General features: G+C 69.8%; 26 protein-coding genes. 11 read left to right on the top strand and 15 right to left on the bottom strand.

Annotated elements, in window-relative coordinates; genetic code table 11:
- Nucleotides 1-96: 96 nt before the first annotated feature.
- A complete protein-coding gene (locus IG99_RS03480; protein ID WP_078947505.1) occupies nucleotides 97-1,044 on the bottom strand; it encodes a LysR family transcriptional regulator in 948 nt (315 codons plus the stop codon).
- A gap of 49 nt (nucleotides 1,045-1,093) precedes the next feature.
- On the opposite strand from IG99_RS03480, the gene IG99_RS03475 reads away from it, so the two are divergent.
- Entirely contained in the window at nucleotides 1,094-1,483 is a 390-nt protein-coding gene (locus IG99_RS03475) for a RidA family protein (protein WP_037669478.1), read from the top strand.
- An 11-nt stretch (nucleotides 1,484-1,494) separates the two neighbouring features.
- Nucleotides 1,495-1,824: a YrdB family protein gene (locus tag IG99_RS03470; protein ID WP_037669476.1), complete on the top strand. Its 330-nt coding sequence runs from the start codon at nucleotides 1,495-1,497 to the stop codon at nucleotides 1,822-1,824.
- A 193-nt stretch (nucleotides 1,825-2,017) separates the two neighbouring features.
- On the opposite strand, the gene IG99_RS03465 is transcribed toward IG99_RS03470, so the two are convergent.
- Nucleotides 2,018-2,989 carry an aldose epimerase family protein gene (locus IG99_RS03465; RefSeq protein ID WP_037669474.1) on the bottom strand — a complete coding sequence of 324 codons (972 nt, stop codon included), beginning with the start codon at nucleotides 2,987-2,989 and terminating at the stop codon, nucleotides 2,018-2,020.
- Between the two features lie 15 nt (nucleotides 2,990-3,004).
- Nucleotides 3,005-3,892: an SGNH/GDSL hydrolase family protein gene (locus IG99_RS03460; protein ID WP_037669472.1), complete on the bottom strand. Its 888-nt coding sequence runs from the start codon at nucleotides 3,890-3,892 to the stop codon at nucleotides 3,005-3,007.
- A gap of 281 nt (nucleotides 3,893-4,173) precedes the next feature.
- On the opposite strand from IG99_RS03460, the gene IG99_RS03455 reads away from it, so the two are divergent.
- Nucleotides 4,174-4,668 carry a DUF3145 domain-containing protein gene (locus IG99_RS03455; protein ID WP_037669470.1) on the top strand — a complete coding sequence of 165 codons (495 nt, stop codon included), beginning with the start codon at nucleotides 4,174-4,176 and terminating at the stop codon, nucleotides 4,666-4,668.
- Between the two features lie 108 nt (nucleotides 4,669-4,776).
- On the opposite strand, the gene fabF is transcribed toward IG99_RS03455, so the two are convergent.
- The 5 genes from fabF to IG99_RS03430 all read right to left on the bottom strand — a co-directional run bounded on the left by fabF (nucleotide 4,777) and on the right by IG99_RS03430 (nucleotide 9,707).
- A complete protein-coding gene (gene fabF, locus IG99_RS03450; RefSeq protein ID WP_037669469.1) occupies nucleotides 4,777-6,048 on the bottom strand; it encodes a beta-ketoacyl-ACP synthase II in 1,272 nt (423 codons plus the stop codon).
- A gap of 82 nt (nucleotides 6,049-6,130) precedes the next feature.
- On the bottom strand, nucleotides 6,131-6,379 hold the full coding sequence (locus IG99_RS03445; protein ID WP_015660680.1) for an acyl carrier protein: 249 nt from the start codon (nucleotides 6,377-6,379) through the stop codon (nucleotides 6,131-6,133).
- 102 nt (nucleotides 6,380-6,481) lie between these two features.
- Nucleotides 6,482-7,483: a ketoacyl-ACP synthase III gene (locus IG99_RS03440; protein WP_037669466.1), complete on the bottom strand. Its 1,002-nt coding sequence runs from the start codon at nucleotides 7,481-7,483 to the stop codon at nucleotides 6,482-6,484.
- Nucleotides 7,484-7,500: 17 nt separating this feature from the next.
- Nucleotides 7,501-8,412 carry an ACP S-malonyltransferase gene (locus IG99_RS03435; RefSeq protein ID WP_037669463.1) on the bottom strand — a complete coding sequence of 304 codons (912 nt, stop codon included), beginning with the start codon at nucleotides 8,410-8,412 and terminating at the stop codon, nucleotides 7,501-7,503.
- Nucleotides 8,413-8,501: 89 nt separating this feature from the next.
- Complete coding sequence (locus IG99_RS03430) at nucleotides 8,502-9,707, bottom strand: PucR family transcriptional regulator (RefSeq protein WP_037669461.1); 1,206 nt, start codon at nucleotides 9,705-9,707, stop codon at nucleotides 8,502-8,504.
- 212 nt (nucleotides 9,708-9,919) lie between these two features.
- Here IG99_RS03430 and IG99_RS03425 point away from each other — a divergent pair, with 212 nt between their 5' ends.
- Nucleotides 9,920-10,570 (top strand): pirin family protein, encoded by a 651-nt coding sequence (locus IG99_RS03425; protein WP_037669460.1) that lies wholly within the window; start codon nucleotides 9,920-9,922, stop codon nucleotides 10,568-10,570.
- Nucleotide 10,571: 1 nt separating this feature from the next.
- Here IG99_RS03425 and IG99_RS03420 read toward each other — a convergent pair whose 3' ends face one another.
- Nucleotides 10,572-11,393, bottom strand: coding sequence for a serine hydrolase domain-containing protein (locus tag IG99_RS03420; RefSeq protein WP_037669458.1), 822 nt, complete (start codon nucleotides 11,391-11,393; stop codon nucleotides 10,572-10,574).
- A 19-nt stretch (nucleotides 11,394-11,412) separates the two neighbouring features.
- Nucleotides 11,413-11,883, bottom strand: a complete 471-nt coding sequence (locus IG99_RS03415) for a GNAT family N-acetyltransferase (protein ID WP_037669456.1) — start codon at nucleotides 11,881-11,883, stop codon at nucleotides 11,413-11,415.
- A gap of 96 nt (nucleotides 11,884-11,979) precedes the next feature.
- On the opposite strand from IG99_RS03415, the gene IG99_RS03410 reads away from it, so the two are divergent.
- Nucleotides 11,980-12,444: a MerR family transcriptional regulator gene (locus IG99_RS03410; protein ID WP_037669455.1), complete on the top strand. Its 465-nt coding sequence runs from the start codon at nucleotides 11,980-11,982 to the stop codon at nucleotides 12,442-12,444.
- 30 nt (nucleotides 12,445-12,474) lie between these two features.
- Nucleotides 12,475-13,491, top strand: coding sequence for an aldo/keto reductase (locus IG99_RS03405; RefSeq protein WP_037669454.1), 1,017 nt, complete (start codon nucleotides 12,475-12,477; stop codon nucleotides 13,489-13,491).
- Nucleotides 13,492-13,611: 120 nt separating this feature from the next.
- On the opposite strand, the gene IG99_RS03400 is transcribed toward IG99_RS03405, so the two are convergent.
- The 3 genes from IG99_RS03400 to IG99_RS03390 form a co-directional block, all read right to left on the bottom strand.
- A complete protein-coding gene (locus IG99_RS03400) occupies nucleotides 13,612-14,469 on the bottom strand; it encodes a DUF4429 domain-containing protein (RefSeq protein ID WP_037669452.1) in 858 nt (285 codons plus the stop codon).
- A gap of 57 nt (nucleotides 14,470-14,526) precedes the next feature.
- Nucleotides 14,527-15,744 carry an alpha/beta hydrolase gene (locus IG99_RS03395; RefSeq protein WP_037669451.1) on the bottom strand — a complete coding sequence of 406 codons (1,218 nt, stop codon included), beginning with the start codon at nucleotides 15,742-15,744 and terminating at the stop codon, nucleotides 14,527-14,529.
- 82 nt (nucleotides 15,745-15,826) lie between these two features.
- Nucleotides 15,827-16,453, bottom strand: a complete 627-nt coding sequence (locus IG99_RS03390; protein ID WP_037669449.1) for a TetR/AcrR family transcriptional regulator — start codon at nucleotides 16,451-16,453, stop codon at nucleotides 15,827-15,829.
- Between the two features lie 66 nt (nucleotides 16,454-16,519).
- Here IG99_RS03390 and IG99_RS03385 point away from each other — a divergent pair, with 66 nt between their 5' ends.
- Nucleotides 16,520-18,136, top strand: coding sequence for an MFS transporter (locus tag IG99_RS03385; protein WP_037669447.1), 1,617 nt, complete (start codon nucleotides 16,520-16,522; stop codon nucleotides 18,134-18,136).
- 364 nt (nucleotides 18,137-18,500) lie between these two features.
- Here the strand turns inward: IG99_RS03385 and IG99_RS03380 are convergent, their stop codons facing one another.
- Together IG99_RS03380 and aceE are read right to left on the bottom strand one after the other, a co-directional pair.
- Nucleotides 18,501-19,238 (bottom strand): potassium channel family protein, encoded by a 738-nt coding sequence (locus IG99_RS03380; RefSeq protein ID WP_037669444.1) that lies wholly within the window; start codon nucleotides 19,236-19,238, stop codon nucleotides 18,501-18,503.
- A gap of 78 nt (nucleotides 19,239-19,316) precedes the next feature.
- Nucleotides 19,317-22,064 (bottom strand): pyruvate dehydrogenase (acetyl-transferring), homodimeric type, encoded by a 2,748-nt coding sequence (gene aceE, locus IG99_RS03375; RefSeq protein ID WP_037669441.1) that lies wholly within the window; start codon nucleotides 22,062-22,064, stop codon nucleotides 19,317-19,319.
- Between the two features lie 356 nt (nucleotides 22,065-22,420).
- Here aceE and IG99_RS03370 point away from each other — a divergent pair, with 356 nt between their 5' ends.
- From IG99_RS03370 to IG99_RS03355, 4 genes are all read left to right on the top strand, one after another.
- Complete coding sequence (locus IG99_RS03370) at nucleotides 22,421-22,858, top strand: DUF3052 domain-containing protein (protein ID WP_037669438.1); 438 nt, start codon at nucleotides 22,421-22,423, stop codon at nucleotides 22,856-22,858.
- 127 nt (nucleotides 22,859-22,985) lie between these two features.
- Nucleotides 22,986-23,444 (top strand): peroxiredoxin, encoded by a 459-nt coding sequence (locus IG99_RS03365; RefSeq protein WP_037669437.1) that lies wholly within the window; start codon nucleotides 22,986-22,988, stop codon nucleotides 23,442-23,444.
- 169 nt (nucleotides 23,445-23,613) lie between these two features.
- Nucleotides 23,614-24,189, top strand: a complete 576-nt coding sequence (locus IG99_RS03360) for a calcium homeostasis/redox stress adaptation protein (protein ID WP_037669435.1) — start codon at nucleotides 23,614-23,616, stop codon at nucleotides 24,187-24,189.
- A 99-nt stretch (nucleotides 24,190-24,288) separates the two neighbouring features.
- Nucleotides 24,289-24,864 carry a TerD family protein gene (locus IG99_RS03355; protein ID WP_037669432.1) on the top strand — a complete coding sequence of 192 codons (576 nt, stop codon included), beginning with the start codon at nucleotides 24,289-24,291 and terminating at the stop codon, nucleotides 24,862-24,864.
- Nucleotides 24,865-24,977: the final 113 nt, after the last annotated feature.

Raw genomic sequence — 24,977 nt, 5'->3', positions numbered from 1 at the left:
TTGGGTCCTTCCGTCGGAGTGGGGGGACGTGCGCAGTATCGCGTGACGGAAGCGGCCCACGCCATGGTGCGTGACGCGGGTGGGGATCTTGACGGCTCAGGCGGAAATCCTCGCCGCCGCTTCCCGCAGCGCAGCGACGAACGCCTCCGCCGCCGTCGTCAGCGACCGCCCCCGCACGGTCGCCGCGTACACCGCACGCGCCGGGCCGCCCTCGTCGTGCACGGGCAGCAGCGCGATGTCCGGCCGTACGGACGCCGCCGCCAGCGCCGGAACCAGGGTCACGCCGAGGCCCGCTGCGACGTATCCCTGCTTGGCGGTCCACTCGGCCACGACGTGGGCGACACGGGGCCGGAAACCCTGACGCAGGGCCGCGTCGAGGAGGGTGCCCTCCGGCCGGGGGGCGCCGGAGATCCAGTCGGCGTCGGCGAGTTCACCGAGGCGTACGGGGCCCGGACGGCCGGCGAGGGCGTGGTCGGCCGGGACGGCCACGTACAGGGGTTCGTCGAGGAGGTGGTGCAGGTCGTAGGCGTCGAGCGGGGTACGGCCCGTCGTGGAGACCACCGCCAGGTCGAGACGGCCCGCGGTGAGCCGGTCGAGCAGGCCGGCGGTGAAGCCCTCCTCGCGGGTGACCCGGACGCCGGGGCGGCGGGCGCGGAAGACGGCGAGGGCCCGCGGGACGAGGGCCGCGTCGGCGGTCGCGAAGGCACCGAACCGCAGCCGCCCGCCGGTTCCCACGCGCAGGGCCGCCAGTTCGTCCCCGGCCTCGCGCAGCGCCCCGGCCACGGCCCGCGCGTGCGGCACCAGAATCCGGCCGGCCTCCGTCAGCCGGACACCCCGCGGCAGCCGGTCGAAGAGCGGGGTGCCGCCCAGGGCGCTCTCCAGCGAGGAGATCTGCCGGGACACCGCCGACTGTGTCCACCCGAGTGTCCGCGCGGCCACCGTGAAGGACTCCGCCCGGGCGACCTCCAGGAACGCCCGCAGCCAGACGGTGGACAGGTCCGGCAATCCCTCAGTCCTGTCATGCGAGTTCGGCATGACAGCCATGCTAGACATTCGCTTGTCGCATCCCGAGCTCCGGCCTAGCGTCGACCGCATGCACATCACCCTGGACAACCCAGCCTCCGCACCCCAGCCGCTCAGCCCGTACTACTCCCAGGTCGCCCGCCTCGAACAGGCCGACGGCGGCGCCCTGTTGTTCGTCTCCGGTCAGATAGCGGAGGGTGCCACGCTCGCCGAGCAGAGCAGAGGTGTCTTCGAGACGCTCGACGCGCTGCTGAAGGCCCACGGCGCGACCCTCGCCGACGTCATCAACATCCGCACCTGCCTGACGGACATCAGCCGCCTCGACGAATACGCGTGCGTCCGCGGCGAGTTCCTCACCGGCACCCCACCCACCAGCATGACCTTCGAGGTGTCCCGTCTGTTCCGGCCGGAGGCCCTCATCGAGATCGAAGTGGTGGCGGCGGTATCCGCGGCCGGGTGATACTCGCGCCCATGAAGGCAGCCAACCTGGGCGTTCTCTTCCTCATCGAACTGGGCGCCCTCGCGGCCGCCGCCTACTGGGGGTTCACCCTCGACGCGCCGAACCCGGTGACCTGGGCGGCCGGCCTCGGCGCCCCCGCCGCGCTGATCGTGCTGTGGGCGCTGTGCGGATCGCCGCGGGCGCGGTTCAGGACACGGGGCGCTGGCCGGGCCGCCTTCGAAGTGGCCTGGTTCGGTTCGGGTGCCGCCGCGCTGTTCGCCGCCGGGGCGTTGCCCTGGGCGGTCGCCTTCGCCGCGGTGTGCGTGGTGAGCAAGTCGCTGGCCGTCGTGTGGGGCCAGTAGGGGAGAGTAGGGGAGACCAATTCATGGTCTTTTGTGAAGGGTTCGTATAAAACGCGGATCGGATGCTCGATCGTGAGACGGACGAGCGCCACGACGCCTAACGTCTGGTGCACGTACCTGCCCCGGTTCGGAACCTGACGCCGGACCGGGGCTCGTACCTGTGGGTCCGCTGTGCGAGGACCGCTGAGGCGTCCTACCGTGCCGAGAACGAGTACACCGTCTCCGAGCGGTACACATCCCCCGGGCGCAGCTCGGTGCTGGGGAACTCCGGGCGGTTGGGGGAGTCGGGGAAGTGCTGTGTCTCCAGCGCGATGCCCTCGCACGGCTCGAAGGGTTCGCCCAGACCGTCGGCGGTGTACACCTGGATGCCCGGCTCGGTCGTCGCCACGCCCAGCACCCGCCCCGACGTGGGGTCGTACAGCTCGGCCACCTCGACCGGCGTGTCGGTGACGCCCTTGTCCAGCGCGAAGTTGTTGTCGTACCCGTAGCCGGTCCTGCGCGCCCTGCGGAAGTCGAACGGTGTCCCCGTCACGTCCACGATCTCGCCCGTCGGGATCAGATCCGTGTCGACCGGCGTGTACCGGGAGGCGGCCAGGCGCAGCTCGTGGCCGATGGTGTTCCCGGAATCACACAGCCGGAAGTAGCTGTGGTTGGTCAGGTTCACCACGGTCGGGGCGTCCGTGACGGCCTCGTAGGCGATCCGCAGCGCACCGGACGCGTCCAGCGTGTACGTCACCGACACCTCGAGGCGGCCCGGGAAGCCCTCCTCGCCGTCCTCGCTGACCAGGCTCAGCCGCACCCCGTGTTCCACCGGCGCCGCGTCCCACACCCGTTTGTCGAATCCGCGCTCCCCGCCGTGCAGCGAGTTCGGCCCGTTGTTCGTCGCGAGGGTGTACGTCCGCCCGTCCAGCTCGAAGCGGGCCCCGCCGATCCGGTTGGCGTACCTGCCGACCAGGGCGCCCAGATACGGCCCCGGATGCGTGAGGTAACCGTCGAGGTCCGCGAACCCCAGCACCACGTTCCCGACCCGGCCGTCCCGGTCCGGGACCTCCGCCGACTGCACGATCCCGCCGTACGACAGGATGCGTACTCGAACGCCCGCTCGCTCCAAGGTCCAGCGGTGCACCGGAGTGCCGTCGGAAAGTGTGCCGAAGAGTTCGTTCATGTTCGGAACTCTAAGTCACTCCTCCTTGGCCGTGACCGTGCGGTACGCGATCTCGGCCAACCTGGACTGTCCGTTCACACTGGGGTGGAACCAGTCCCAGTGACTCAGCTGGTCGGTGCCGAAGCGGTAGTCGTACACCGCGTCGTCGTCGAAACGACACCGCCGGTCCTTCGCGCACACCTCCCGCAGCACCTTGTTGTAGTCCTCCACCCGCTTCTGCACGGTGTCCCGCCGCTGGGTCGCCGCCGCGTTCACGGCGTCCGCGTCGCCCAGCATCGACGGGCAGATGCCCAGCTTCCACACCTGCTTGCCCAACGCGTTCGTACGCCCTTGCGACCACAGCCGCTTGAGGTCCGGCACGCTCGCCACATACACCTGAGCCTTGGGCAGAGATCCGCGCAGGGTGCTCATCGCCTGCTCGAACTGCGCGCGGAAATCGGCGATGGACGTCATCGCCGACGTGGTCTTCCGGCAGGCGTCGTTGGCTCCCGCCATCACTGCCACCAGCTGCGGCTTTCGCCGCACGGCCCGCGTCATCTGCCCGGGCAGGTCCGCCATCCGGGCCCCCGTCACCGCGTAGTTCCAGCTGTGCGTGGCCGCCTTCGACTTCCCCAGCAGCCGCACCGCCAGACTGTCCACCCGGGGGCTGTTTCCGGTCGCCCACGACACCTCGGGACAGTCCGTCAGAATCGCGCAGGCGTCGAAGCCACGCGTGATCGAATCCCCCACGGCCGCCACCGACGCCGGGCTGCTGTCCCACACCGACGTCCGGCTCGGCGACGGCTTCGCCTTCGTGCCGGACGGCCCCGAGGAGCCACCGACGACGTCGCACCCCGCGACGCCCAGGACGGCCGTCGTCGTCACGGCGAGAACGGCCCGCGCCCGGTGGCTTCGCTTCCGCATTCCCTGGTGATCCCCTCGGTCGTCCGACACGGGTCGCGCCGCGCTCCCCTCCATAACAACGCGCGAGGGTTCCCGCCCGCACACAAAGCGCCGCACAAGATGGAACGCTTCACACCCTTACAGGCGTCCTGCCGGGTGAATGGCAGGCGTTTCGCGGCGCTGGGACCGACGGTACGTCACACTCCTTGCGCCGCCGCACGGTAGCCTCGCCATCAACGTGGCCCCCACGCCACTGCCGACCAGACCAGTAGCAAGATGTCCCGCTCTGCCCGGAGGTTCCGGTGACGACACGTGGAGTTCTGTACGTGCACTCCGCGCCGCGCGCGCTGTGCCCGCACGTCGAGTGGGCCATCGCCGGGGTGCTCGGCACGCGCGTCAACCTCGACTGGATCCGGCAGCCCGCGGCCTCCGGCACCTGGCGCTCGGAGTTCTCCTGGCAGGGCCAGGCCGGCACCGCCTCCAAACTCGCCTCCGCGCTGCGCGGCTGGCACCTCCTGCGCTTCGAGGTGACCGCCGAACCCTGCCCCACCGCCGAGGGCGAGCGCTACAGCTGCACCCCCGACCTGGGCATCTTCCACGCCGTCACCGGCATCCACGGCGACATCCTCATCCCCGAGGACCGCCTGCGCGCGGCCCTGCTCCGCAGCCAGCGCGGGGAGACGGACCTGGAGGCCGAGCTGTCCAAGCTGCTCGGCAAGCCCTGGGACGACGAACTGGAGCCGTTCAGGTACGCGGGTGAGGGAGCGCCGGTGCGCTGGCTGCACCAGGTCGTGTGATCCACGCCCGACACGCGGAAACCACGCACGCGACACGCACGCGTACACGCACGCGACACGTACGAGGGGCCCCCACCAGCAGGTGGGGGCCCCTCACACGTGCGTTGCTCAGACCGAGCGGAACGCCAGCACCACGTTGTGGCCACCGAACCCGAACGAGTCGTTCAGGGCGGCGATACGGCCCTCGACGGGCAGCTTGCGCGCCTCGCCGCGGACGACGTCGGCGTTGGCCTCGGCCTCGGGGTCGAGGTTCTCCACGTTGATGGTCGGCGGAGCCACCCGGTGGTACAGGGCGAGGACGGTCGCGACGGACTCGACGCCACCGGCGCCACCGAGCAGGTGACCGGTCATCGACTTGGTCGCCGAGACCGCCATGTGGTCGGTGTCGTCGCCGAACACCTTGCGCAGCGCCTTCAGCTCGGCGATGTCACCGGCCGGGGTGGAGGTGGCGTGCGCGTTGACGTGCACGATCTCCGCCGGGTTCAAGCCGGTGTTGTCGAGCAGGTTCTGCAGGGCGTGCGAGATGCCGCGCCCCTCCGGCTCGGGCTGCACGATGTCGTGTCCGTCGGCGGAGATGCCCTGGCCGACGGCCTCCGCGTAGACGCGGGCCCCGCGCTTGGCGGCGTGCTCGGCGGACTCCAGGACGATCACGCCGGCGCCCTCGCCGAGGACGAAGCCGTCGCGGGCGACGTCGTAGGGACGCGAGGCGCCCTGCGGGTCGTCGTTGTTCTTGGACATCGCCATCATGTTGCCGAACGCGGCGATCGGAAGCGGGTGGATCGCCGCCTCCGTGCCACCCGCGACGACGACGTCGGCGCGGCCGGTGCGGATCATCTCGATAGCGTAGCCGATGGCCTCGGCGCCCGACGCGCAGGCGGAGACCGGCGTGTGCACGCCCGCGCGGGCGCCCACGGCCAGACCCACGTTGGCGGACGGGCCGTTCGGCATGAGCATGGGGACGGTGTGCGGGGAGACACGGCGGACGCCCTTCTCCTTCAGCACGTCGTACTGGTCGAGCAGGGTGGTCACACCGCCGATGCCGGAGGCGATGACCGCGCCGAGCCGGTCCGGGTCGACGGAAGTGTCCTCACCGGCAGGAGCGGTGAAACCGGCGTCGGCCCACGCCTCCTTCGCCGCGATCAGCGCGAACTGCGCCGAGCGGTCCAGGCGGCGGGCCTGCGGCCGCGGGATGACCTCGGTGGGCTCCACGGCGACGGGCGCCGCGATGCGGACGGCCTGATCGGCCGCCCACTCCTGCTCCAAGGGCTTCACGCCGGACTTGCCGGCGATCAGACCCTCCCAGGTAGAGGCTGCGTCGCCACCCAGCGGTGTGGTTGCGCCGATACCGGTGACGACCACGGTGCGATTGGTCGGGCTCACGGATTCTTTCTCCAACGTTACGAGGATTCAGCGGCGCCACCGCCGGGTGGCGGGGCCGGTCAGCGGCCGGCCCAAGCGTTGCTCAGGCCTGGTGCTTGAGGATGTAGTCGGTCGCGTCGCCGACGGTCTTGAGGTTCTTGACGTCCTCGTCGGGGATCTTGACGTCGAAGCGCTCCTCAGCGGCGACGACGACCTCGACCATGGACAGCGAGTCGACGTCCAGGTCGTCGGTGAAGGACTTGTCCAGCTGGACGTCCTCAACCGGGATGCCGGCGATCTCGTTCACGATGTCGGCGAGACCGGCGACGATCTCTTCCTGAGTGGCGGCCATGTCGGCGCTCCTTCGTTGTGTTCCAGAGGGTGTGGCTCCCGCCGCGTGAGCGGAGGGTTGGTGCATGTCCCGCACCGGACCGCATGATCCGGCACGGAGTGCCTAGGGGAGGGTAACGACAGTGGCGGCGTACACGAGACCCGCCCCGAATCCGATGACGAGCGCGGTGTCGCCGCTCTTCGCCTCACCGGTCGCCAGGAGCCGCTCCATCGCGAGCGGGATCGAGGCGGCCGAGGTGTTGCCGGTGGTGCGGACGTCACGGGCGACGGTGACGTTCTCCGGCAGCTTCAGGGTCTTCACCATCGAGTCGATGATCCGCTCGTTGGCCTGGTGCGGGATGAAGACGTCCAGTTCGGTCGGGGCGACTCCGGCCACGTCCAGCGCCTGCTGGGCGACCTTCGCCATCTCGAACACGGCCCAGCGGAAGACCGCCTGGCCCTCCTGGGTGATCGCGGGGAACTTCTCCACCGTGCCGTCGCGGTAGTCCGTCCACGGCACGGTCTGCTTGATGGTCTCGGACTTGTCGCCCTCGGAACCCCAGACCGTGGGGCCGATCGCCGGCTCCTGGGAGGGGCCCACGACGACCGCGCCGGCGCCGTCACCGAACAGGAAGGCGGTCGCCCGGTCCTCCAGATCGGTCAGGTCGGACAGCCGCTCGACGCCGATGACGAGCACGTACTCGGCGGAACCTTCCACCACCATGCCCTTGGCGAGCGTCAGGCCGTAGCCGAAGCCCGCGCAGCCGGCGGAGATGTCGAAGGCGGCGGCCTTGTTCGTACCCAGCTTGTCGGCGATCTCGGTGGCGACGGCCGGGGTCTGCTTGAAGTGCGAGACCGTCGAGACGATCACGCCGCCGATCTGCTCGGCGGTGATGCCGGCATCGGCGATGGCCTTGCCGGACGCCTCGATCGACATCGCGGCGACCGTCTCCTCGTCGGAGGCCCAGTGCCGGGTCTCGATGCCCGAACGGGAGCGGATCCACTCGTCGGAGGAGTCGATCGTCTCCAGGATCACCTCGTTGGGCACGATCCGGGTCGGGCGGTAGCCGCCCACGCCGAGGATGCGCGCGTACGGGGCGCCCTTGCTTGCCTTGATCTTCGACATTGCTCTCGGGCTCCCTTTCAGGCGTGCTCGGCGATGAGCTCGCGAGCGGCGTCGAGGTCGTCGGGGGTCTTCAGGGCGAGCGTCGCGACGCCGGGCAGTGCCCGCTTGGCGAGCCCGGTGAGCGTGCCGCCGGGGCAGACCTCCACCAGGGCGGTGACGCCGAGCTCCTTGAACGTCTCCATGCACAGGTCCCAGCGGACCGGGTTGGCGACCTGGCCGACGAGCCGGTCGAGGACCTCGACGCCGCCGGCGACGGTCTGCCCGTCCTTGTTGGAGACGTAGGTGACCTTCGGGTCACCGGGCGCGAGCTCCTTGGCGGCCGCGGCCAGCGTCTCGACCGCGGGCGCCATGTGCCGCGTGTGGAAGGCGCCGGCGACCTTCAGGGCGACGACACGACGGACGCCCTCGGGCTTGTCCGCCTCCAGCGCGGCGAGCTGCTCCAGCGTCCCGGCGGCCACGATCTGACCCGCGCCGTTGACGTTCGCCGCGGTCAGGCCGAGCTTCTCCAGGTGCGGGACGGTCACCTCGGGGTCACCGCCGAGCAGCGCCGACATGCCGGTCTCGGTGATCGCGGCGGCCTCGGCCATCGCCAGGCCCCGCTTGCGCACCAGGGTCAGCGCGGCGGTGTCGTCGAGGACGCCCGCGAAGGCGGCCGCGGTGATCTCACCGACGCTGTGACCGGCGACGGCGCCGGGAACGACCTCGCCGAGCGCCGAAGCCGACAGCAGGCCGGCGGCGACGAGGAGGGGCTGGGCCACCGCCGTGTCGCGGATCGCGTCGGCGTCGGCCTGGGTGCCGTAGTGGGCGAGGTCGAGACCGATGGCGTCCGACCAGGCGGCGACGCGGTCGGCGGCGCCGGGGAGGTCGAGCCATGGGGTCAGGAAGCCGGGCGTCTGGGCGCCCTGGCCGGGAGCGACGAGTACGAGCACTCTCACACTCTCTCTTGAGGGCGGCCACGGCCGCCCGTGGGGACAGGGACGAAGAACAGCAGGGGGTTTTGTGCGGTCTCGACAAAAGGCTAGGGCTGCGAATCTCCGTCGGCCAGACGCCCCAGGATCAGAGCGATCCGCAACGTGAAGGCCGAGCGTACATCGGATGGTGACCATCCGGTGACGTCAGTCACACGTCGAAGCCGGTAGCGCACGGTGTTGGGATGGACGAACAGCATCCGCGCCGCGCCCTCCAGACTGCTCGCCTGTTCGAGATAGACGGAGAGTGTTTCGAGGAGCGCCGAACCGGCCTCCTCCAGCGGTCTGTAGATCTCCTCCACCAACTGCTCGCGGGCGCTCGGGTCACCGGCGATCGCGCGCTCCGGCAGGAGATCGTCCGACAGCACCGGCCGCGGGGCGTCCTGCCAGGCCGAACACGCCTTGAGCCCGGCCGCGGCGGCCTGCGCGGACCGCGTCGCGGCCAGCAGATCGGGCACCACGGGACCCGCGACGACGGGACCGGCGGCGTACGGGCCGATCAGCGACTTGGCCACGCCGAGCGGATTGTCGCTGCCGCCCGCGATCACCACGAGCCGTGACCCGAGCACCCCCGTGAGCACCTGGAGCTTGGCGTGCCGCGCGGCACGCCGGATGGCCTCGACCGTCAGTTCGCTGTCCCCGTCGGGCGCGGTGCCCAGCACCACGCACACATGCTCGGGAGCGTTCCAGCCGAGGGCCGCGGCCCGGCTCACCGCGCCCTCGTCGGCCTCGCCGCTCAGCACGGCGTTGACGACGAGCGACTCCAGGCGCGCGTCCCAGGCGCCGCGGGCCTCGGCGGCCTGGGCGTACACCTGCGCGGTGGCGAAGGCGATCTCCCGGGCGTAGACGAGCAGCGCCTCCCGGAGCACGTTCTCGTCGCCCGGCGCCGCCACTTCGTCGATCGCGCTCTCCATGACCTCGATCGTGGTGCGCACCATCTCCACCGTCTGGCGCAGGGTGATGGCTCTGGTCAGCTCGCGCGGCGCGGTGCCGAAGACATCCGTCGAGATGGCCTGCGGGGCGTCGGGGCGACGGAACCACTCGGTGAACGCGGCGATACCGGCCTGGGCGACGAGCCCGATCCAGGAACGGTTCTCCGGGGGCATGGCCCGGTACCACGGCAGCGTCTCGTCCATCCGCGCGATGGCCTGGGCGGCGAGACTCCCGGAGGACTTCTCCAGCCGCTTCAGGGTCGCGGCGTGGGAATGAGCATCGTGCGCTGCGGCTTTACTGACGTTGGTTTCGGGTTCGGGCACGGGACAAGACTGCCTTATCCCGGATGGGTCGGTCGCCTCCGGGGGCGCTCTGTGCCGGTGTCGAGAGTGCGATCGTGCTCAGCGCTTCGCGCCTCCGCGCGTTCGCACTCTCACCACCGGCGAGCCCCTGCGGCTCCCTCCCGGCCGACGCGTGGGTGCAGTTGGGGTCGGTGGGCTCTTGCCGGGGGCCGCGGGTCTACGGTGGTCGTGTGATGGACGTGCGGCGCGCCGGTGAGCGCTACCCAGGAGGGGACGCCGAGGCCGGGATCGAGTCGTTCCACGCCTTTTCCTTCGGGTCCCACTACGACCCGGACAACCTGCGCTTCGGCGCGGTGATCGCCTGCAACGAGGAGCGGCTCGCCCCGGGCGCCGGCTTCGACGAGCACCCGCACAGCCACACCGAGATCGTGACCTGGGTCGTCGAGGGTGAGCTCACGCATCGCGACTCGACGGGGCACGAGACCCGGGTCCGGCCCGGTGACGTGCAGCGCCTGAGCTCCGCCGGTGGCGTCCGTCACGTGGAGCGCAACGACGGGGACACCCCCCTGACCTTCGTGCAGATGTGGCTGTCACCGCTGACACCGGGAGGTGATCCCGCGTACGAGATCGTGCACGGCATCGCCGACTCCACCCCCTACGCGGTCCCGGAGGCCGGCGCGATGCTCCACGTACGGCGTCTGGGGCCGGGGGAGCGGACGGCCGTACCGGACGCGGCACAGGTGTACGCGCATGTGGTGCGCGGTGAGGTGACACTGGGCGCGGAGCGGTTGGGGCCGGGGGACGCGGCGCGGATCACGGACGCGGAGGGGCTGGAGGCGGTGGGGATCGTCGGCGCCGAGTTGCTGTTCTGGGAGATGGGCTGAGTCAGCCCCGCGTCTCCGCCAGCACGGCGTCCGTGAACGCCGGCCACACCTCGACCGCCCAGGGCCCGAACGCCCGGTCCGTCAGAGCCACCCCGGCGACTCCCGCGTCCGGGTCGATCCACAGGAACGTACCGGACTGGCCGAAGTGTCCGAAGGTGCGCGGTGAGGACGAAGACCCCGTCCAGTGCGGGGACTTGGCGGCGCGGATCTCAAAGCCGAGGCCCCAGTCGTTGGGGTTCTGGTGGCCGTAGCCGGGCAGGACGCCCTTCGTGCCCGGGTACTGGACGGTCATCGCCTCGGCGACCGTCCGCGGGTCCAGCAGCCGCGGCGCCTGCACCTCCGCGGCGAACCTCAACAGGTCCTCGACCGTCGACACGCCGTCCTTCGCGGGGGAGCCCTCCAGTGAGGTTCCGGTCATGCCGAGAGGCTCCAGCACCGCCTGCCGCAGGTACTCCGCGAACGGGATGTCCGTCGCCTTGGCGATGTGGTCGCCGAGCTGCTCGAACCCGGCGTTGGAGTACAGCCGCCGCTCACCGGGAGGCGCCGTCACGCGGTGTTCGTCGAAGGCCAGCCCCGAGGTGTGCGCGAGGAGGTGACGGACCGTCGACCCGGCCGGCCCGGCGGGCTCGTCGAGCTCCACCGCGCCCTCCTCGTAGGCGACGAGCGCGGCGTACGCGGCGAGCGGCTTGGTGACCGAAGCCAGCGGAAACCGCTGCCCGACCGGCCCGTGGGTGCCCAGCACCGCGCCGTCCGCCCGCACGACACCCGCCGCAGCGGTGGGAACCGGCCAGTTTTCGATCAACCCGAGGCTCTTCAACGACATGCCGTCGAGCCTATGCGGATCAGAGCGTCAGCTCCATCATGGGGTCGGGCTTGAGCCTGAAGCCCAGCGAGGCGTACAGCGGCTCGGCGTCCGCGGACGCGGTGAGGTGGACCTGCCGGACGCCGCGCTCGCGGAACCATTCCAGCAGCGTTTCCATGCAGGCGCGGGCGTACCCCCGGCGGCGCGCGCCCGGGTCGGTGGCGACGCTGAAGACGTAGCCGATCGTGCCGCGCGGGTTGCCGGCCCGCCCGATCCGGTACTCGATCGTCCCGACCGCCAGCGCCGCCAGCGCCCCGGGCCGCTCGGGGTGGTCCACGGCGAAGGCGGCGAACTGTCCCTCGGGCTCGGCGAGTCGGGCCGTGAGTTCCGGCCGGGACTCCGCCTGCCAGCCGGTGGCGGAGTCCGCCCCCGCCATCGAGTCGATCATCACCTGACGCAGCCGCAGCACTTCGGCGGCGTCCTCGGGCACGGCGCGGCGTACAAGTGTCATGCTCCGCACGGTAATCGCAGTGATCACGCCACGTCCCACGGTTTTCTCACCTTTCCCGCTTGCTTGGAGTGCACTCAAGGGTTCTACGTTGGAGTCATGACGGTGATGCAGACCCCGCCCGCGACCACCGAGGAAACCCCCGCCCCCGCTGACGTCTGTGCCGCTCCGCCCCGGCGCCATCCGCGCCCCGAGGGGCAGGACAGGTACACGATCAGCGAGGTCGTCGCCTTCACCGGCCTGACGGCGCACACCCTGCGCTGGTACGAGCGGATCGGGCTGATGTCCCACATCGACCGCTCGCACACCGGTCAGCGCCGCTACTGCAACCGTGACCTGGACTGGCTCGACTTCGTCGGAAAGCTGCGGCTGACCGGCATGCCCGTCGCCGACATGGTCCGGTACGCCGAGCTGGTGCGCGAGGGCGAGGGCACCTACGCGGCGCGGCGCGCGCTGCTGGAGTCGACCCGCCGGGACGTGCTCACCCGCATCGCCGAACTCAACGACACGCTCCAGGTGCTCGATCGCAAGATCAGCTTCTACACCGGTGCCGGGAGCGCGTGACACAGCACAGGAAACACCTGAAAGGACACGATGACCGACAGCAGGATTCCCACAGCACGGCTCGGCGACAACGGCCCCGAGGTGGGTGTCCAGGGTCTCGGCTGCATGGGCATGAGCTTCGGCTACGGCCCCGCGGACGCGAAGGAGTCGCGGGCCACCCTGGAACGGGCCCTGGAACTCGGCGTCACTCTCTACGACACGGCGGACGCCTACGGCGCCGGTGAGAACGAGCGCTTCCTCTCCCCGTTCTTCAAGGCGCACCGCGACGAGGTCGTCATCGCGACCAAGTTCGCCCTGTCGATACCCCCGGACGACCCCACCCGGCGGATCATCCGCAACGACGCGCCGTACATCCGTCAGGCCGTCGAGGCGAGCCTGAAGCGCCTCGACGTCGATGTGATCGACCTCTACTACATGCACCGCCGCGACGTGAACGTGCCGATCGAGGAGACCGTCGGCGTGATGGCCGACCTCGTCCGCGAGGGCAAGGTCAAGCACCTGGGCCTGAGCGAGGTCACCGGCGGCGAACTGCGCGCCGCCCAGGCCGTCCACCCCATCGCCGCCGTCCAGTCGGAGTGGTCCCTCTTCAGCCGCGACATCGAGGCGCGGGTCGTCCCGACGGCCCGAGAGCTGGGCGTGACCCTCGTCCCCTACTCCCCGCTGGGCCGGGGCTTCCTCACCGGCTCCTTCACTCACGCCGACAAGGACCTCACCCCCGACGACCACCGCCGTCAGCACCCCCGCTTCACCGGCGAGAACGCGACGACCAACGCGACCCTGCTGGACCCGATCCGCGAGATCGCCGAGGCGCACGGAGCTTCACTGGGCCAGGTCGCTCTCGCATGGATCCACCACCAGGCAGCGGTCCACAACCTCCCCCTGGTCCCGATCCCGGGCACCCGCAAGCCCACGCGGGTGGAGGAGAACGTGGCCGCCACCCGCATCACGCTCACCGAGGAGGACCTGTCCCAGCTGGACCCGATCGCGACAAAGGTGGCAGGCAACAGGTACGCGGACATGCGGTTCGCTTCCGCCGGACGTGAGTAGACAGACCTCACTTTTCGGCGCCGGGGAACTGCGCACACCCAGGGGCGCGGGGCTGTGCTGATATGCGGCTCCGCCGCGTGGGCGCGACCAGCCCCCCGGCCCCCGGCACCCGAAAAACGACTACAACTGCGCCAACAACTCGGCCTTCTTGGAAGAGAACTCCTCGTCAGTCACCAGTCCCGCCTGATGAAGCTCCCCAAGATGCCGAATCCGATCGGCGATATCCGCAGGATCCCGGCGCGGCGCAGCCGTGGCCGGGACAGCGGTAGGACCGGCGGAGCGCACCGCCGCCAACACCCCCGCGGCGAACGGCAGTGATTCATGCACCGGCCCGTACCCCACCCCGAACACCACCGCCGCCGGATCCTGATCCGCCTGCACCGGCGAACTCTCCCGGCCCAGCAGCCGCAGATGCCCCTCGAAGACCTCCGGTGAGCGCCATTCCACCCCGCTGAGGTCGGCGACCCGGAAACTCTGGTCGCCGGCCTTCCACTTGGCCGACGACGCCCCCGTCCAGAACCATCGGAAGTGGACGTTCCGCCCGTCGAAGGACGCCTTCCCGTCGTACGCCTTGAACTGCATCGGCGCCTCGGGCGGCGCCACCAGATACCGCTCGGCGGGGCCCTCGTCGACGTCCGCCAACTGCGCCCGCAGCTCGTCGGCGTAGTACTCCGCGAGCGTCTCCCGCTCGGCCGGCAGCACCAGCCGGTACGGGTCGCACCCTTCCTTCAGCTGTCCCGCGGCCGCCTCCATCAGCGGATCCGCACCGGGCCTCGGCTCGGCGCGCAGTACCACGGTTCCCCGTCTGCCGGGGGTGAGTGTCACTCCCGCGATCGCCGCCAGGGGGATGCGGCGCTCGCCGAGTGCCTGGAACAGCTTGGGTGTTCGTATCCCCCGTTCGTAGCGGATGAGCACGGAGTCGGACTCGAACTCCCAGGCGGCATGAAATCCGGCCAGTACGTCACCCATGCGGCTCATCGTATGCGGCACAGCTCCTCCGTCGCCTCCCCGCGCACACCGCAGTTCCTGCATTCTCTACGCGCGTTCGACCGCTGTCGTACCGGACAAACCCTCCCGGCACACGTCGGAATCGTTCGCGCACTGCACGGACCGGTACGCGCCAACTCCGATCTCCGCGAAGTTGCGCAGGCTGTCCGTGCCCGGTTCGAAGTAGCCGCCGTGCCCGTGCGCGTCCCGGGCGGACAGCACGCGTGCGCCGAACGCGGACGACATCGGGTCCTCGCCGTGTCCGAGGCCGCCGACCTCCAGGTAGGGCACGTCCTGCACCCAGTCGTCGGCGTCCCGCATCGCCCACACCCGTGCGGTGGTGTCCAGGTGCGCGGCGTTGGAGACCCGCATGCCGGGGCTGCCGGCCACCGCTATGTCGGCCACCCGGGACGGCAGGTCGCGCGCGGCGACCCCGCAGACCACGGAGCCGTAGCTGTGGCAGAACAGCGACACGGGCGAGCCGCCGGGCAGCGCGCGCAGCAGGGCGTTGAGCCGGACGGCGCCGCTCTCCGCGCGCATCGCGGTGGCGGAGTCGATGCCGAGGCCGCTGGGTGTCGTGTAGTCGGCCCAGGCGATCACGGCCGTGCGCGTGCCGGGGTTGGCCGCGCGCTCGGCCGCGTACAGGGCCTGTGACATGCCGACCGGTGCCGAGAACCTGCGGTTGGTGCGCTGGAAGGTGAGCAGGTTGGTGTCGACGCCGGGGACGACGACGGAGATCCGGCGCGCCTTGTCGAGGTCGCCGAACACCTCGGCGGCCCGGCCCGAGCCCTCGGGGTCGAAGGCGAGGATCTGGCGGTCGGCGCTCATCATCGACTCGAAGCGGTGCATCCGGCGGCCGGCTTCCTGCTGGCCGGCCTCGGTGAGCCGCGGGTCGTGCATGCGCTTGCGCTCCTGGGCGCGGGCCTGCGTGAGCGCGATGCGGTTGGCGCGGTAGCGCAGTTCGGCCGGGGCGCCGTTCATGTTGCCGACCGCGAGCGGGTACTTGCGGGCGAGGGACGCGCGCTGTGCCGCCGTGAGCGAAGTGAAGAACGTGGCGAGCCGGGTGGGGGTCGCGTGCGGGTCCGGCAGGTGGTGCCCGGCGACCTTGCCGTGCTGCCACGCGGTGAGCGAGGCCTGGAGAGCGGTGGCCTCCCGCTGGTTGCGCAGGGCGGTCCAACCGGTGGTCGCCAGCATCACGAAGACCACGGCCAGGGCGAGCAGTGCGCGCCAGACGTTGAGTTGCGGGGAGGTGTCGAAGGAAGTCACTGGGAGGACACACTAAGAGAACGAGAGGGTCTCGCGTTAACCAAGTGACGGGGATCACGTTTCGTGCTGCGTGACGACGACCTCAGTGTGTCCGCCAGTTCTCCGTGAGTGTCGGCCCCACCTGTTCGAGATACGAGATCGTCATCTCGCGCATGGTCTCCAGGCTGAAGTCCCCGGCCATGGTCCACTGACGTTCCGTCACCCGCATCACCCCGCTGAAGACGGCCACGGCCAGCCGCGGGCGGGGGTCGGTGTCCAGATCGACGCCCTCGCGTTCGGCGAGGACGTGCGCGAGCCTCTCCTCTGTCTCCGTGGAGCGCCGCAGATGGGCCGCGAGGAGGACCGGGCTCGACTCGATCACGGAGTACATGCGCAGGTACTGCTCGACCGGCACGACCGACTCGATGATCTCGTTGATGGTGTCCCATCCCTCTACGACGGCCTGCCGCATCGCCTCCAGGGGCGTCTCGTGCGACGGCCGCTCGCGCACCGAGGCCACGAATCGCGCGACCACCATGTCCTGGAGGGCGAGCGCGGCCTCCTCCTTGCCGGCGAAGTAACGGAAGAAGGTGCGCTGGGAGACGTCGACGGCCGCGGCGATGTCGTCGACGGTGGTGCGGTCGTACCCCTGCGAGGTGAACAGTTCCACGGCGGCCCGCACCAGCGCGTCCCGGGTGCGCTGCTTCTTGCGTTCGCGCAGTGTTTCCATAGGTGTCAGTTACTGACTTGTGAACCCATTTGTCAATTGTCAGAGGCTGTCACTAGCCTCGTCGGTATGACTAGTCAGACCACCATCGACGCGACGGGCCCGGGGGACAACGCGCCGTCCTCGTCGGACCCGGCACCGGCCCGCGGGCTGCGCGGCCATCCCTGGTTCACCCTGATCACCGTCGCCGTGGGCGTCATGATGGTGGCCCTCGACGGCACCATCGTGGCCATCGCCAACCCGGCCATCCAGAAGGATCTCGGCGCCACCTTCGCCGAGGTCCAGTGGATCACCAACGGCTACTTCCTCGCCCTCGCGGTTTCCCTGATCACCGCGGGCAAACTCGGCGACCGCTTCGGCCACCGGCAGACCTTCCTCATCGGCGTCGTCGGCTTCGCCGCCGCCTCGGGCGCGATCGGACTGTCCGACAGCATCGCGTTCGTCGTCACCTTCCGCGTCTTCCAGGGCCTGTTCGGCGCGCTGCTCATGCCCGCCGCGCTCGGCCTGCTACGGGCCACCTTCCCGGCCGAGAAGCTCAACATGGCGATCGGCATCTGGGGCATGGTCATCGGCGCGTCCACCGCGGGCGGCCCGATCCTCGGCGGTGTCCTCGTCGAGCACGTCAACTGGCAGTCGGTGTTCTTCATCAACGTGCCGGTCGGCATCATCGCCGTGGTCCTCGGTGTGGTGATCCTCCTCGACCACCGGGCCGAGAACGCCCCGCGCTCCTTCGACCTCCTCGGCATCGCCCTGCTCTCGGGCGCGATGTTCTGCCTGGTCTGGGCCCTGATCAAGGCTCCCGCCTGGGGCTGGGGCGACGGGAAGACATGGGCGTTCATAGCCGGTTCGGTGCTGCTCTTCGCCCTCTTCGCCTTCTGGGAGACGAAGGTCAAGGAGCCCCTCATCCCGCTGGCGCTGTTCCGCTCCGTCCCGCTCTCCGCGGGTGTCGTCCTGATGGTGCTGATGGCCATCGCCTTCATGGGCGGCCTGTTCTTCGTCACGTTCTACCTCCAGAACGTGCACGGGATGAGTCCCATCGACGCCGGTCTGCACCTGCTTCCGCTCACCGGCATGATGATCGTCGGCTCCCCGCTCGCGGGCGCGATGATCACCAAGCTGGGCCCGCGCATCCCGCTCGCCGGCGGCATGGCGGCCACCGCGATCGCCATGTACGGCATGTCCACGCTGGAAACGGACACCGGCAGCGCCGTGATGTCGATCTGGTTCGCCCTGCTCGGCCTCGGCCTCGCGCCGGTCATGGTCGGCGCCACGGAGGTCATCGTCGGCAACGCCCCGATGGAGCTGTCCGGTGTCGCCGGCGGCCTCCAGCAGGCGGCGATGCAGATCGGCGGCAGCCTCGGTACGGCCGTACTGGGTGCCGTGATGGCCTCCAAGGTCGACGGCGACCTGCCCGGCAACTGGAAGGACGCGGGTCTGCCGGACCTCACCCCCGCCCAGCTGGACCAGGCCTCCGAGGCGGTCCAGGTCGGCGTGGCGCCGGTGGCGAAGGGCACCCCCGAGGCGGTCGCGGCGAAGATCGCGGACGTCGCCCACGACACCTTCATCTCCGGGATGAGCCTGGCCTCCCTGGTGGCCGCCGGTGTCGCCGTCGTCGCCGTCTTCGTCGCCCTGCTCACCAAGCGCGGCGAGAACGCGGAGGCGGGCGCGGGGGTCGGCCACATCTGACGTGCACACCTGACGCGCATACCTGACGGGTTTTCAACGAATTTCCCCTATCAGGGTGACTTCGCTAAAGATCCCTCCCCTCCGGCGCGCTCCACAGGTGACAGTGGGTCACGTTCCCACGGGCCTGGACGCGCTGCCGGAGGGGGACAGCGCGCCCAGGCCCGTGGAATCGGGGTGATTGAACCCCGGATCGCGGGTACCCGCCACGGTGAACCCCGGTTGAGCATTCAACTGACCCCGGGGTTCTGGGAGTTGTTGATGGCGGCGTTCGCAGCGGAATGCGCGGGGACCCCCGGTCACGTGTCCGGACGTGGTCACGTTCCGGGCCGGACCACGCACCGCTGCGCCGCGTCGCCGGTCCCGCTCACTGTCTGACCGACTGCTCCCGCAACGCCGCGACCTCGGCCCTCAGCGCCCGTACCTCCTCCGTGAGCGCCCGAATCGCCTGCGTCTGCTCCCGCTCCTCCACGTCGTCCTTCTCGAACCGCTCGATGAACCACGCGGCGATGTTCGCGGTCACCACACCCAGCAACGCGATCCCGCTCAGCATCAGCCCGACCGCGATCAACCGCCCCACACCCGTCGTCGGCGCGTGATCCCCGTACCCCACGGTCGTCATCGTCGTAAAGGACCACCACAGCGCGTCACCCGGCGTGCGGATGTTCCCATTGGGCGAGTCCCGCTCCACCGACAGTACGGCCAGCGACCCGAACATCAGCAGCCCCACCACCGATCCGCCGACATACGTCGTCAGCTGGATCTGCGAGGCCATCCGCGCCCGCCGCCCCACCAGCAGCAGCGTGGAGACCACCCGCAGCAGCCGCAGCGGCTGGAGCAGCGGCAGCACCACCGCGCACAGGTCCAGCCAGTGGGTACGGACGAACGTCCGCCGGTCGGACGTCAGCCCCAGGCGCACCACGTAGTCCCCGGCGAACGCCGCCCACACCGTCCACTCGGCCACGGTGCACGCCATCGTCAGCGAGTGGCCGGCCGAGGTGTCGACGATCGGCACGGCGTAGGCGGCGGCGAACACCACGGCGAGGACCAGCAACGGCCGCTGGGTCCACTGCTCCCACCGGTACTGCGCCGTTCGTCGTTGCATGGACGCATCGTAAGGAACGCGTAAGGGGTGGTGGAGCCACAAGCTCCACCACCCCTCACCGCGCCAGGGCGCCGGGCGCTACGCGTCGCCGCCCGCGGCCCCGGGATCCGCCGCGGCCGCGTCCAGCAACTGGTAGCGGTCGATGGCCTGCTTCAGCACGGAGCGGTCCACCTTCCCCTCCCTCGCCAGCTCGGTCAGCACCCCGACCACCACCGACTGCGCGTCGATGTGGAAGAACCGCCGCGCCGCGCCCCGGGTGTCCGCGAACCCGAACCCGTCCGCGCCCAGCGACTGGTACGTCCCCGGCACCCACCGCGCGATCTGGTCGGGAACCGCTCGCATCCAGTCGGAGACGGCCACGAACGGACCCTCCGCGCCGGCCAGCTTCCGCGTCACGTAGGGCACCCGCTGCTCCTCCTCGGGCCGCAGCAGGTTGTGCTCCTCGCACTCCACCGCCTCGCGCCGCAGCTCGTTCCAGGAGGTCGCCGACCACACGTCGGCCTTCACGTCCCACTCCTCGGCGAGGATCTTCTGCGCCTCCACGGCCCACGGGACGGCCACGCCGGAGGCCATGATCTGTGCCGGGATCGAGCCCGCCGTGCCCTCGCTGAAGCGGTGGATGCCCTTGACGATGCCCTCGACGTCCACGTTCTCCGGCTCGGCCGGGTGCTGGATCGGCTCGTTGTAGACGGTGAGGTAGTAGAAGACGTCCTCGCCGTGCGGATGCTCGGGCGTCCCGCCGTACATCCTGCGCAGCCCGTCCTGGACGATGTGGGCGATCTCGAAGCCGAACGCCGGGTCGTACGCCACACAGCCCGGGTTGGTCGAGGCCAGCAGCTGCGAGTGCCCGTCCGCGTGCTGGAGGCCCTCACCGGTCAGGGTCGTACGGCCGGCGGTCGCGCCGAGGACGAAACCGCGCGCCAGCTGGTCCGACATCTGCCAGAACTGGTCGCCGGTGCGCTGGAAACCGAACATCGAGTAGAAGACGTACACCGGGATCAACGGCTCGCCGTGCGTGGCGTACGCCGAGCCCGCCGCGATCAGCGAGGCCGTGCAGCCCGCCTCGGAGATGCCGTCGTGCAGCATCTGCCCGGTCGGCGACTCCTTGTAGGCGAGCAGCAGGTCCCGGTCCACGGACTCGTACTGCTGGCCGAGCGGGTTGTAGATCTTCGCGCTCGGGAAGAACGAGTCCATGCCGAAGGTGCGGTACTCGTCCGGCGCGATCAGCACGAACCGCTTGCCGATCTCCTTGTCCCGCATGAGGTCCTTCAGCAGTCGTACAAACGCCATGGTCGTGGCGATGGACTGCTGACCGGAACCCTTCTTCACGGTCGCGTACGTCTTGTCGTCCGGCAGCGGCAGCGGCTTCGCGCGCACGACGCGCGTCGGGACGTACCCGCCGAGCCCCTTGCGCCGGTCGTGCATGTACTGGATCTCCTCCGAGTCCCGGCCCGGGTGGTAGTACGGCGGCGCGCCGGACTCCAGCTCCTTGTCGGAGATCGGCAGGTGCAGGCGGTCGCGGAAGCCCTTGAGGTCGGCGACCGTCAGCTTCTTCATCTGGTGCGTGGCGTTGCGGCCCTCGAAGTTCGGCCCCAGCGTCCAGCCCTTGATGGTCTTCGCGAGGATGACCGTCGGCTGTCCCTTGTGCTCCACGGCCGCCTTGAACGCCGCGTAGATCTTCCGGTGGTCGTGACCGCCGCGGCCCAGGTGCAGGATCTGGTCGTCGGTCATGCCCTCGACCATCGCGCGCAGCCGGTGGTCGTCACCGAAGAAGTGGTCGCGGATGTACGCGCCGGACTCGGTGGCGTACGTCTGGAACTGGCCGTCCGGCGTGGTGTTCATCCTGTTGACGAGGGTGCCGTCCCGGTCCTGCGCGAGCAGCGGGTCCCAGGAGCGGTCCCAGATCAGCTTGATCACGTTCCAGCCGGCGCCCCGGAAGACCGACTCCAGCTCCTGGATGACCTTGCCGTTGCCGCGCACCGGGCCGTCGAGGCGCTGGAGGTTGCAGTTCACGACGAAGGTCAGGTTGTCCAGGCCCTCGCGCGCGGCGATGGACAGCTGGCCGAGCGACTCCGGCTCGTCCATCTCACCGTCGCCGAGGAAGGCCCACACCTGCGACTTGGAGGTGTCCGCGATCCCGCGCGCGTGCATGTAGCGGTTCATCCGCGCCTGGTAGATGGCGCCGATCGGGCCGAGGCCCATCGACACGGTCGGGAACTCCCAGAAGTCCGGCATCAGCCGCGGGTGCGGGTAGCTGGACAGGCCGTACGGCGCCTTCGACTTCTCCTGGCGGAAGGCGTCGAGGTTCTGCTCGTCCAGCCGGTCGAGCAGGAACGCGCGGGCGTAGATGCCCGGCGAGGCGTGTCCCTGGAAGAAGACCTGGTCACCGCCGAGGCCGTCGTCCTTGCCGCGGAAGAAGTGGTTGAAGCCCACGTCGTAGAGGGAGGCGGAGGAGGCGAACGTGGCGATGTGGCCGCCGACGCCGATGCCGGGCCGCTGGGCCCGCGAGACCATCACGGCCGCGTTCCAGCGGGTGGCGTTCAGGATTTTGCGCTCGATCTCCTCGTTGCCCGGGAAGAACGGCTCGCTCTTGGTGGGGATGGTGTTGACGTAGTCCGAGCTGCGCATCTCGGGCACGGCCACGCGCTTCTCGCGGGCCCGCTCGATCAGCCGGAGCATCAGATAGCGCGCCCGTTCCCGGCCGCGCTCGTCGATGGCGGCGTCGAGCGAGTCGAGCCACTCCTGGGTTTCTTCGGGATCAAAGTCAGGAACCTGACTCGGAAGGCCGCCAATGATGATCGGGTTGCGATCGGATCCGGAAGCCACGCTGTTCCTTACCTGTCAGAGGGCACCTGCCTGAGGGCCACTTTCCGGTTTGCCTGCACCGTTCCCCATCGTGTACCTCGGGGCCCCAAACGTCATCTCTACTGTGGGGTAACCAGGACCTCGTACCCAAGTACGGTTCCCAAACACGCAAACAGGGCAGATAGGTGTGGTGTGCGTCACCTCGAATGGAAGGCGGCATGCCGTAGGTTGCGGCGACACCGCCCGGATCGTCACCGTTTCGGCGGTCTGAAACGCCGGGTACTTGCGCGATCGGTCCCGCCCGTGTGGACTACGGCCAATGCTTCGCGCACGCGCGTGGCTGAGACATTCACCAAGACATGATCAGGAGGCAACCCGTGAGCGCGACCGCGGACCACGCGGAGGAGCGGACGAGCCCTGCCGTCAGGCTGGGGTTCCAGCCCGAGCAGGTGGTCCAGGAGATCGGCTTCGACGACGACGTCGACCAGGAGCTCCGCGAGTCCATCGAGGAAGTAATCGGCAGCGACCTGGTGGACGAGGACTACGACGACGTGGCCGACGCCGTCGTGCTGTGGTTCCGCGACGAGGACGGCGATCTGACGGATGTACTGGTGGACGCCACCACGTACATCGAAGAGGGCGGCGCGATCCTCCTCCTCACACCGAAGACCGGCCGTGATGGGTACGTGGAGCCGAGCGACATCTCGGAAGCCGCTACGACGGCGGGGCTGTCTGCCTCCAAGAGCGTCAGCGTGGGCAAGGACTGGATCGGCAGCCGGCTGCTGACGCCGAAGGCCGCCAAGTCCAAGAGGTAGTCCCGGCCTCATTTCACCCCCCGGACGGGCTGACCCGGTCAGCCCGTCCGCTGGGGCGTGGTGCGTGCTGCGTAGGGTGTTCCCGAGCGTTCTGACCCGAGCAGTCCACCGAGAGGGAACCACGACGATGTCGATCCAGGTCGGCGACAAGGCCCCCGACTTCGAACTCAAGGACAACCACGGCGCGAGCGTGAAGCTCTCCGACTTCCGTGGCGAGAAGAACGTCGTCCTGCTCTTCTACCCCTTCGCCTTCACCGGCGTGTGCACCGGTGAGCTGTGCGAGCTGCGGGACAACCTGCCGAAGTTCGCCGACCGCGACACCCAGGTCCTCGCGGTCTCCAACGACTCCATCCACACCCTGCGCGTCTTCGCCGAGCAGGAGGGCCTGGAGTACCCGCTGCTCAGCGACTTCTGGCCGCACGGCGAGGTCAGCCGCGCCTACGGCGTCTTCGCCGAGGACAAGGGCTGCGCGGTGCGCGGCACCTTCGTCATCGACAAGGAGGGCGTGGTGCGCTGGACCGTGGTCAACGCGCTCCCGGACGCCCGGGACCTCGGCGAGTACGTCAAGGCACTCGACGCCCTCTGAGCCCCCGCGGTCCCGTGCGAGTCGCTCGAACCGCTCCGGTCCGCCGACACCTGTGATTCTTCGGCGTCAGGGCCTGCGTGGTGCGGGAACCCGTTACTAGGATCGACTCGTTGATCCGATATCCGACGCACGAAGGGGCTCCCCGCCCCAGGACACCAATGGAGGACTCGTGGGAGTCAGCCTCAGCAAGGGCGGCAACGTTTCGCTGACCAAGGAGGCCCCGGGCCTGACCGCGGTCATCGTCGGTCTGGGGTGGGACATCCGCACCACGACCGGCACGGACTTCGACCTGGACGCCAGCGCGCTGCTGCTGAACAACTCCGGCAAGGTCGCCAGCGACCAGCACTTCATCTTCTTCAACAACCTCAAGAGCCCCGACGGCTCGGTCGAGCACACCGGTGACAACCTCACCGGTGAGGGCGAGGGCGACGACGAGCAGATCAAGATCAACCTGGCCGGCGTCCCGGCCGACATCGAGAAGATCGTCTTCCCGGTCTCGATCTATGACGCCGAGAACCGCCAGCAGTCCTTCGGCCAGGTCCGCAACGCGTTCATCCGCGTGGTGAACCAGGCCGGGGAGGCGGAGATCGCCCGCTACGACCTGTCCGAGGACGCCTCGACCGAGACCGCCATGGTCTTCGGCGAGCTGTACCGCCACGGCGCGGAGTGGAAGTTCCGCGCCATCGGCCAGGGATACGCCTCGGGCCTGCGCGGTATCGCGCAGGACTTCGGCGTGAACGTCTGAGACGTCCGACGGTCTCATCATCCGGCGTCGCACTGTTTGGGTGCGGCGCCGGATGCGCAGGACAACCGAAGAAGCACCGCCTAGGGGAGGACCAGCATCATGGGCGTCACGCTCGCCAAGGGAGGCAATGTCTCCCTGTCCAAGGCCGCACCGAACCTCACGCAGGTGATGGTCGGGCTCGGCTGGGACGCTCGCTCCACCACCGGAGCCCCCTTCGACCTCGACGCGAGCGCACTGCTGTGCAACGGCGGGCGGGTGCTGGGCGACGAGTGGTTCGTCTTCTACAACCAGCTCAAGAGCCCCGACGGCTCGGTCGAGCACACCGGCGACAACCTCACCGGCGAGGGTGAGGGCGACGACGAGTCGCTGCTGGTCGACCTGTCCAAGGTTCCCGCCCACTGCGACAAGATCGTCTTCCCGGTCTCCATCCACATGGCCGATGAGCGCGGCCAGGCCTTCGGCCAGGTCAGCAACGCCTTCATCCGGGTCGTCAACCAGGCCGACGGCCAGGAACTCGCCCGCTACGACCTCAGCGAGGACGCCTCCACGGAGACAGCCATGATCTTCGGGGAGCTGTACCGGTACCAGGGCGAGTGGAAGTTCAGGGCGGTCGGGCAGGGGTACGCGTCCGGACTGCGGGGGATCGCCCTCGACTTCGGTGTGAACGTCTCGTAGCGCTTTATGAGCAAAAAGCCCTCCCCTGTGGGCTGCGAAGGGGGCGGGACTAGACTTCGGCTTCAAAGTTTCGTAAAGCCGAGTACGGCGCGGGGGAGACCCTCCCCCAGACT

The organism is Streptomyces griseus subsp. griseus (assembly GCF_000720255.1).
GTDB lineage: Bacteria > Actinomycetota > Actinomycetes > Streptomycetales > Streptomycetaceae > Streptomyces > Streptomyces griseus_I.
This window is presented reverse-complemented; position numbering and strand designations above follow the sequence as displayed.

What these genes read in the sequence shown, in the direction of transcription:
- IG99_RS03480 (WP_078947505.1), bottom strand. Translation starts at nt 1,044, where the DNA reads ATGGCTGTCATGCCGAACTCGCATGACAGGACTGAGGGATTGCCGGAC.
- IG99_RS03475 (WP_037669478.1), top strand. Translation starts at nt 1,094, where the DNA reads ATGCACATCACCCTGGACAACCCAGCCTCCGCACCCCAGCCGCTCAGC.
- IG99_RS03470 (WP_037669476.1), top strand. Translation starts at nt 1,495, where the DNA reads ATGAAGGCAGCCAACCTGGGCGTTCTCTTCCTCATCGAACTGGGCGCC.
- IG99_RS03465 (WP_037669474.1), bottom strand. Translation starts at nt 2,989, where the DNA reads ATGAACGAACTCTTCGGCACACTTTCCGACGGCACTCCGGTGCACCGC.
- IG99_RS03460 (WP_037669472.1), bottom strand. Translation starts at nt 3,892, where the DNA reads ATGCGGAAGCGAAGCCACCGGGCGCGGGCCGTTCTCGCCGTGACGACG.
- IG99_RS03445 (WP_015660680.1), bottom strand. Translation starts at nt 6,379, where the DNA reads ATGGCCGCCACTCAGGAAGAGATCGTCGCCGGTCTCGCCGACATCGTG.
- IG99_RS03440 (WP_037669466.1), bottom strand. Translation starts at nt 7,483, where the DNA reads ATGTCGAAGATCAAGGCAAGCAAGGGCGCCCCGTACGCGCGCATCCTC.
- IG99_RS03425 (WP_037669460.1), top strand. Translation starts at nt 9,920, where the DNA reads ATGGACGTGCGGCGCGCCGGTGAGCGCTACCCAGGAGGGGACGCCGAG.
- IG99_RS03420 (WP_037669458.1), bottom strand. Translation starts at nt 11,393, where the DNA reads ATGTCGTTGAAGAGCCTCGGGTTGATCGAAAACTGGCCGGTTCCCACC.
- IG99_RS03415 (WP_037669456.1), bottom strand. Translation starts at nt 11,883, where the DNA reads ATGACACTTGTACGCCGCGCCGTGCCCGAGGACGCCGCCGAAGTGCTG.
- IG99_RS03410 (WP_037669455.1), top strand. Translation starts at nt 11,980, where the DNA reads ATGACGGTGATGCAGACCCCGCCCGCGACCACCGAGGAAACCCCCGCC.
- IG99_RS03405 (WP_037669454.1), top strand. Translation starts at nt 12,475, where the DNA reads ATGACCGACAGCAGGATTCCCACAGCACGGCTCGGCGACAACGGCCCC.
- IG99_RS03400 (WP_037669452.1), bottom strand. Translation starts at nt 14,469, where the DNA reads ATGAGCCGCATGGGTGACGTACTGGCCGGATTTCATGCCGCCTGGGAG.
- IG99_RS03390 (WP_037669449.1), bottom strand. Translation starts at nt 16,453, where the DNA reads ATGGAAACACTGCGCGAACGCAAGAAGCAGCGCACCCGGGACGCGCTG.
- IG99_RS03385 (WP_037669447.1), top strand. Translation starts at nt 16,520, where the DNA reads ATGACTAGTCAGACCACCATCGACGCGACGGGCCCGGGGGACAACGCG.
- IG99_RS03380 (WP_037669444.1), bottom strand. Translation starts at nt 19,238, where the DNA reads ATGCAACGACGAACGGCGCAGTACCGGTGGGAGCAGTGGACCCAGCGG.
- IG99_RS03365 (WP_037669437.1), top strand. Translation starts at nt 22,986, where the DNA reads ATGTCGATCCAGGTCGGCGACAAGGCCCCCGACTTCGAACTCAAGGAC.
- IG99_RS03355 (WP_037669432.1), top strand. Translation starts at nt 24,289, where the DNA reads ATGGGCGTCACGCTCGCCAAGGGAGGCAATGTCTCCCTGTCCAAGGCC.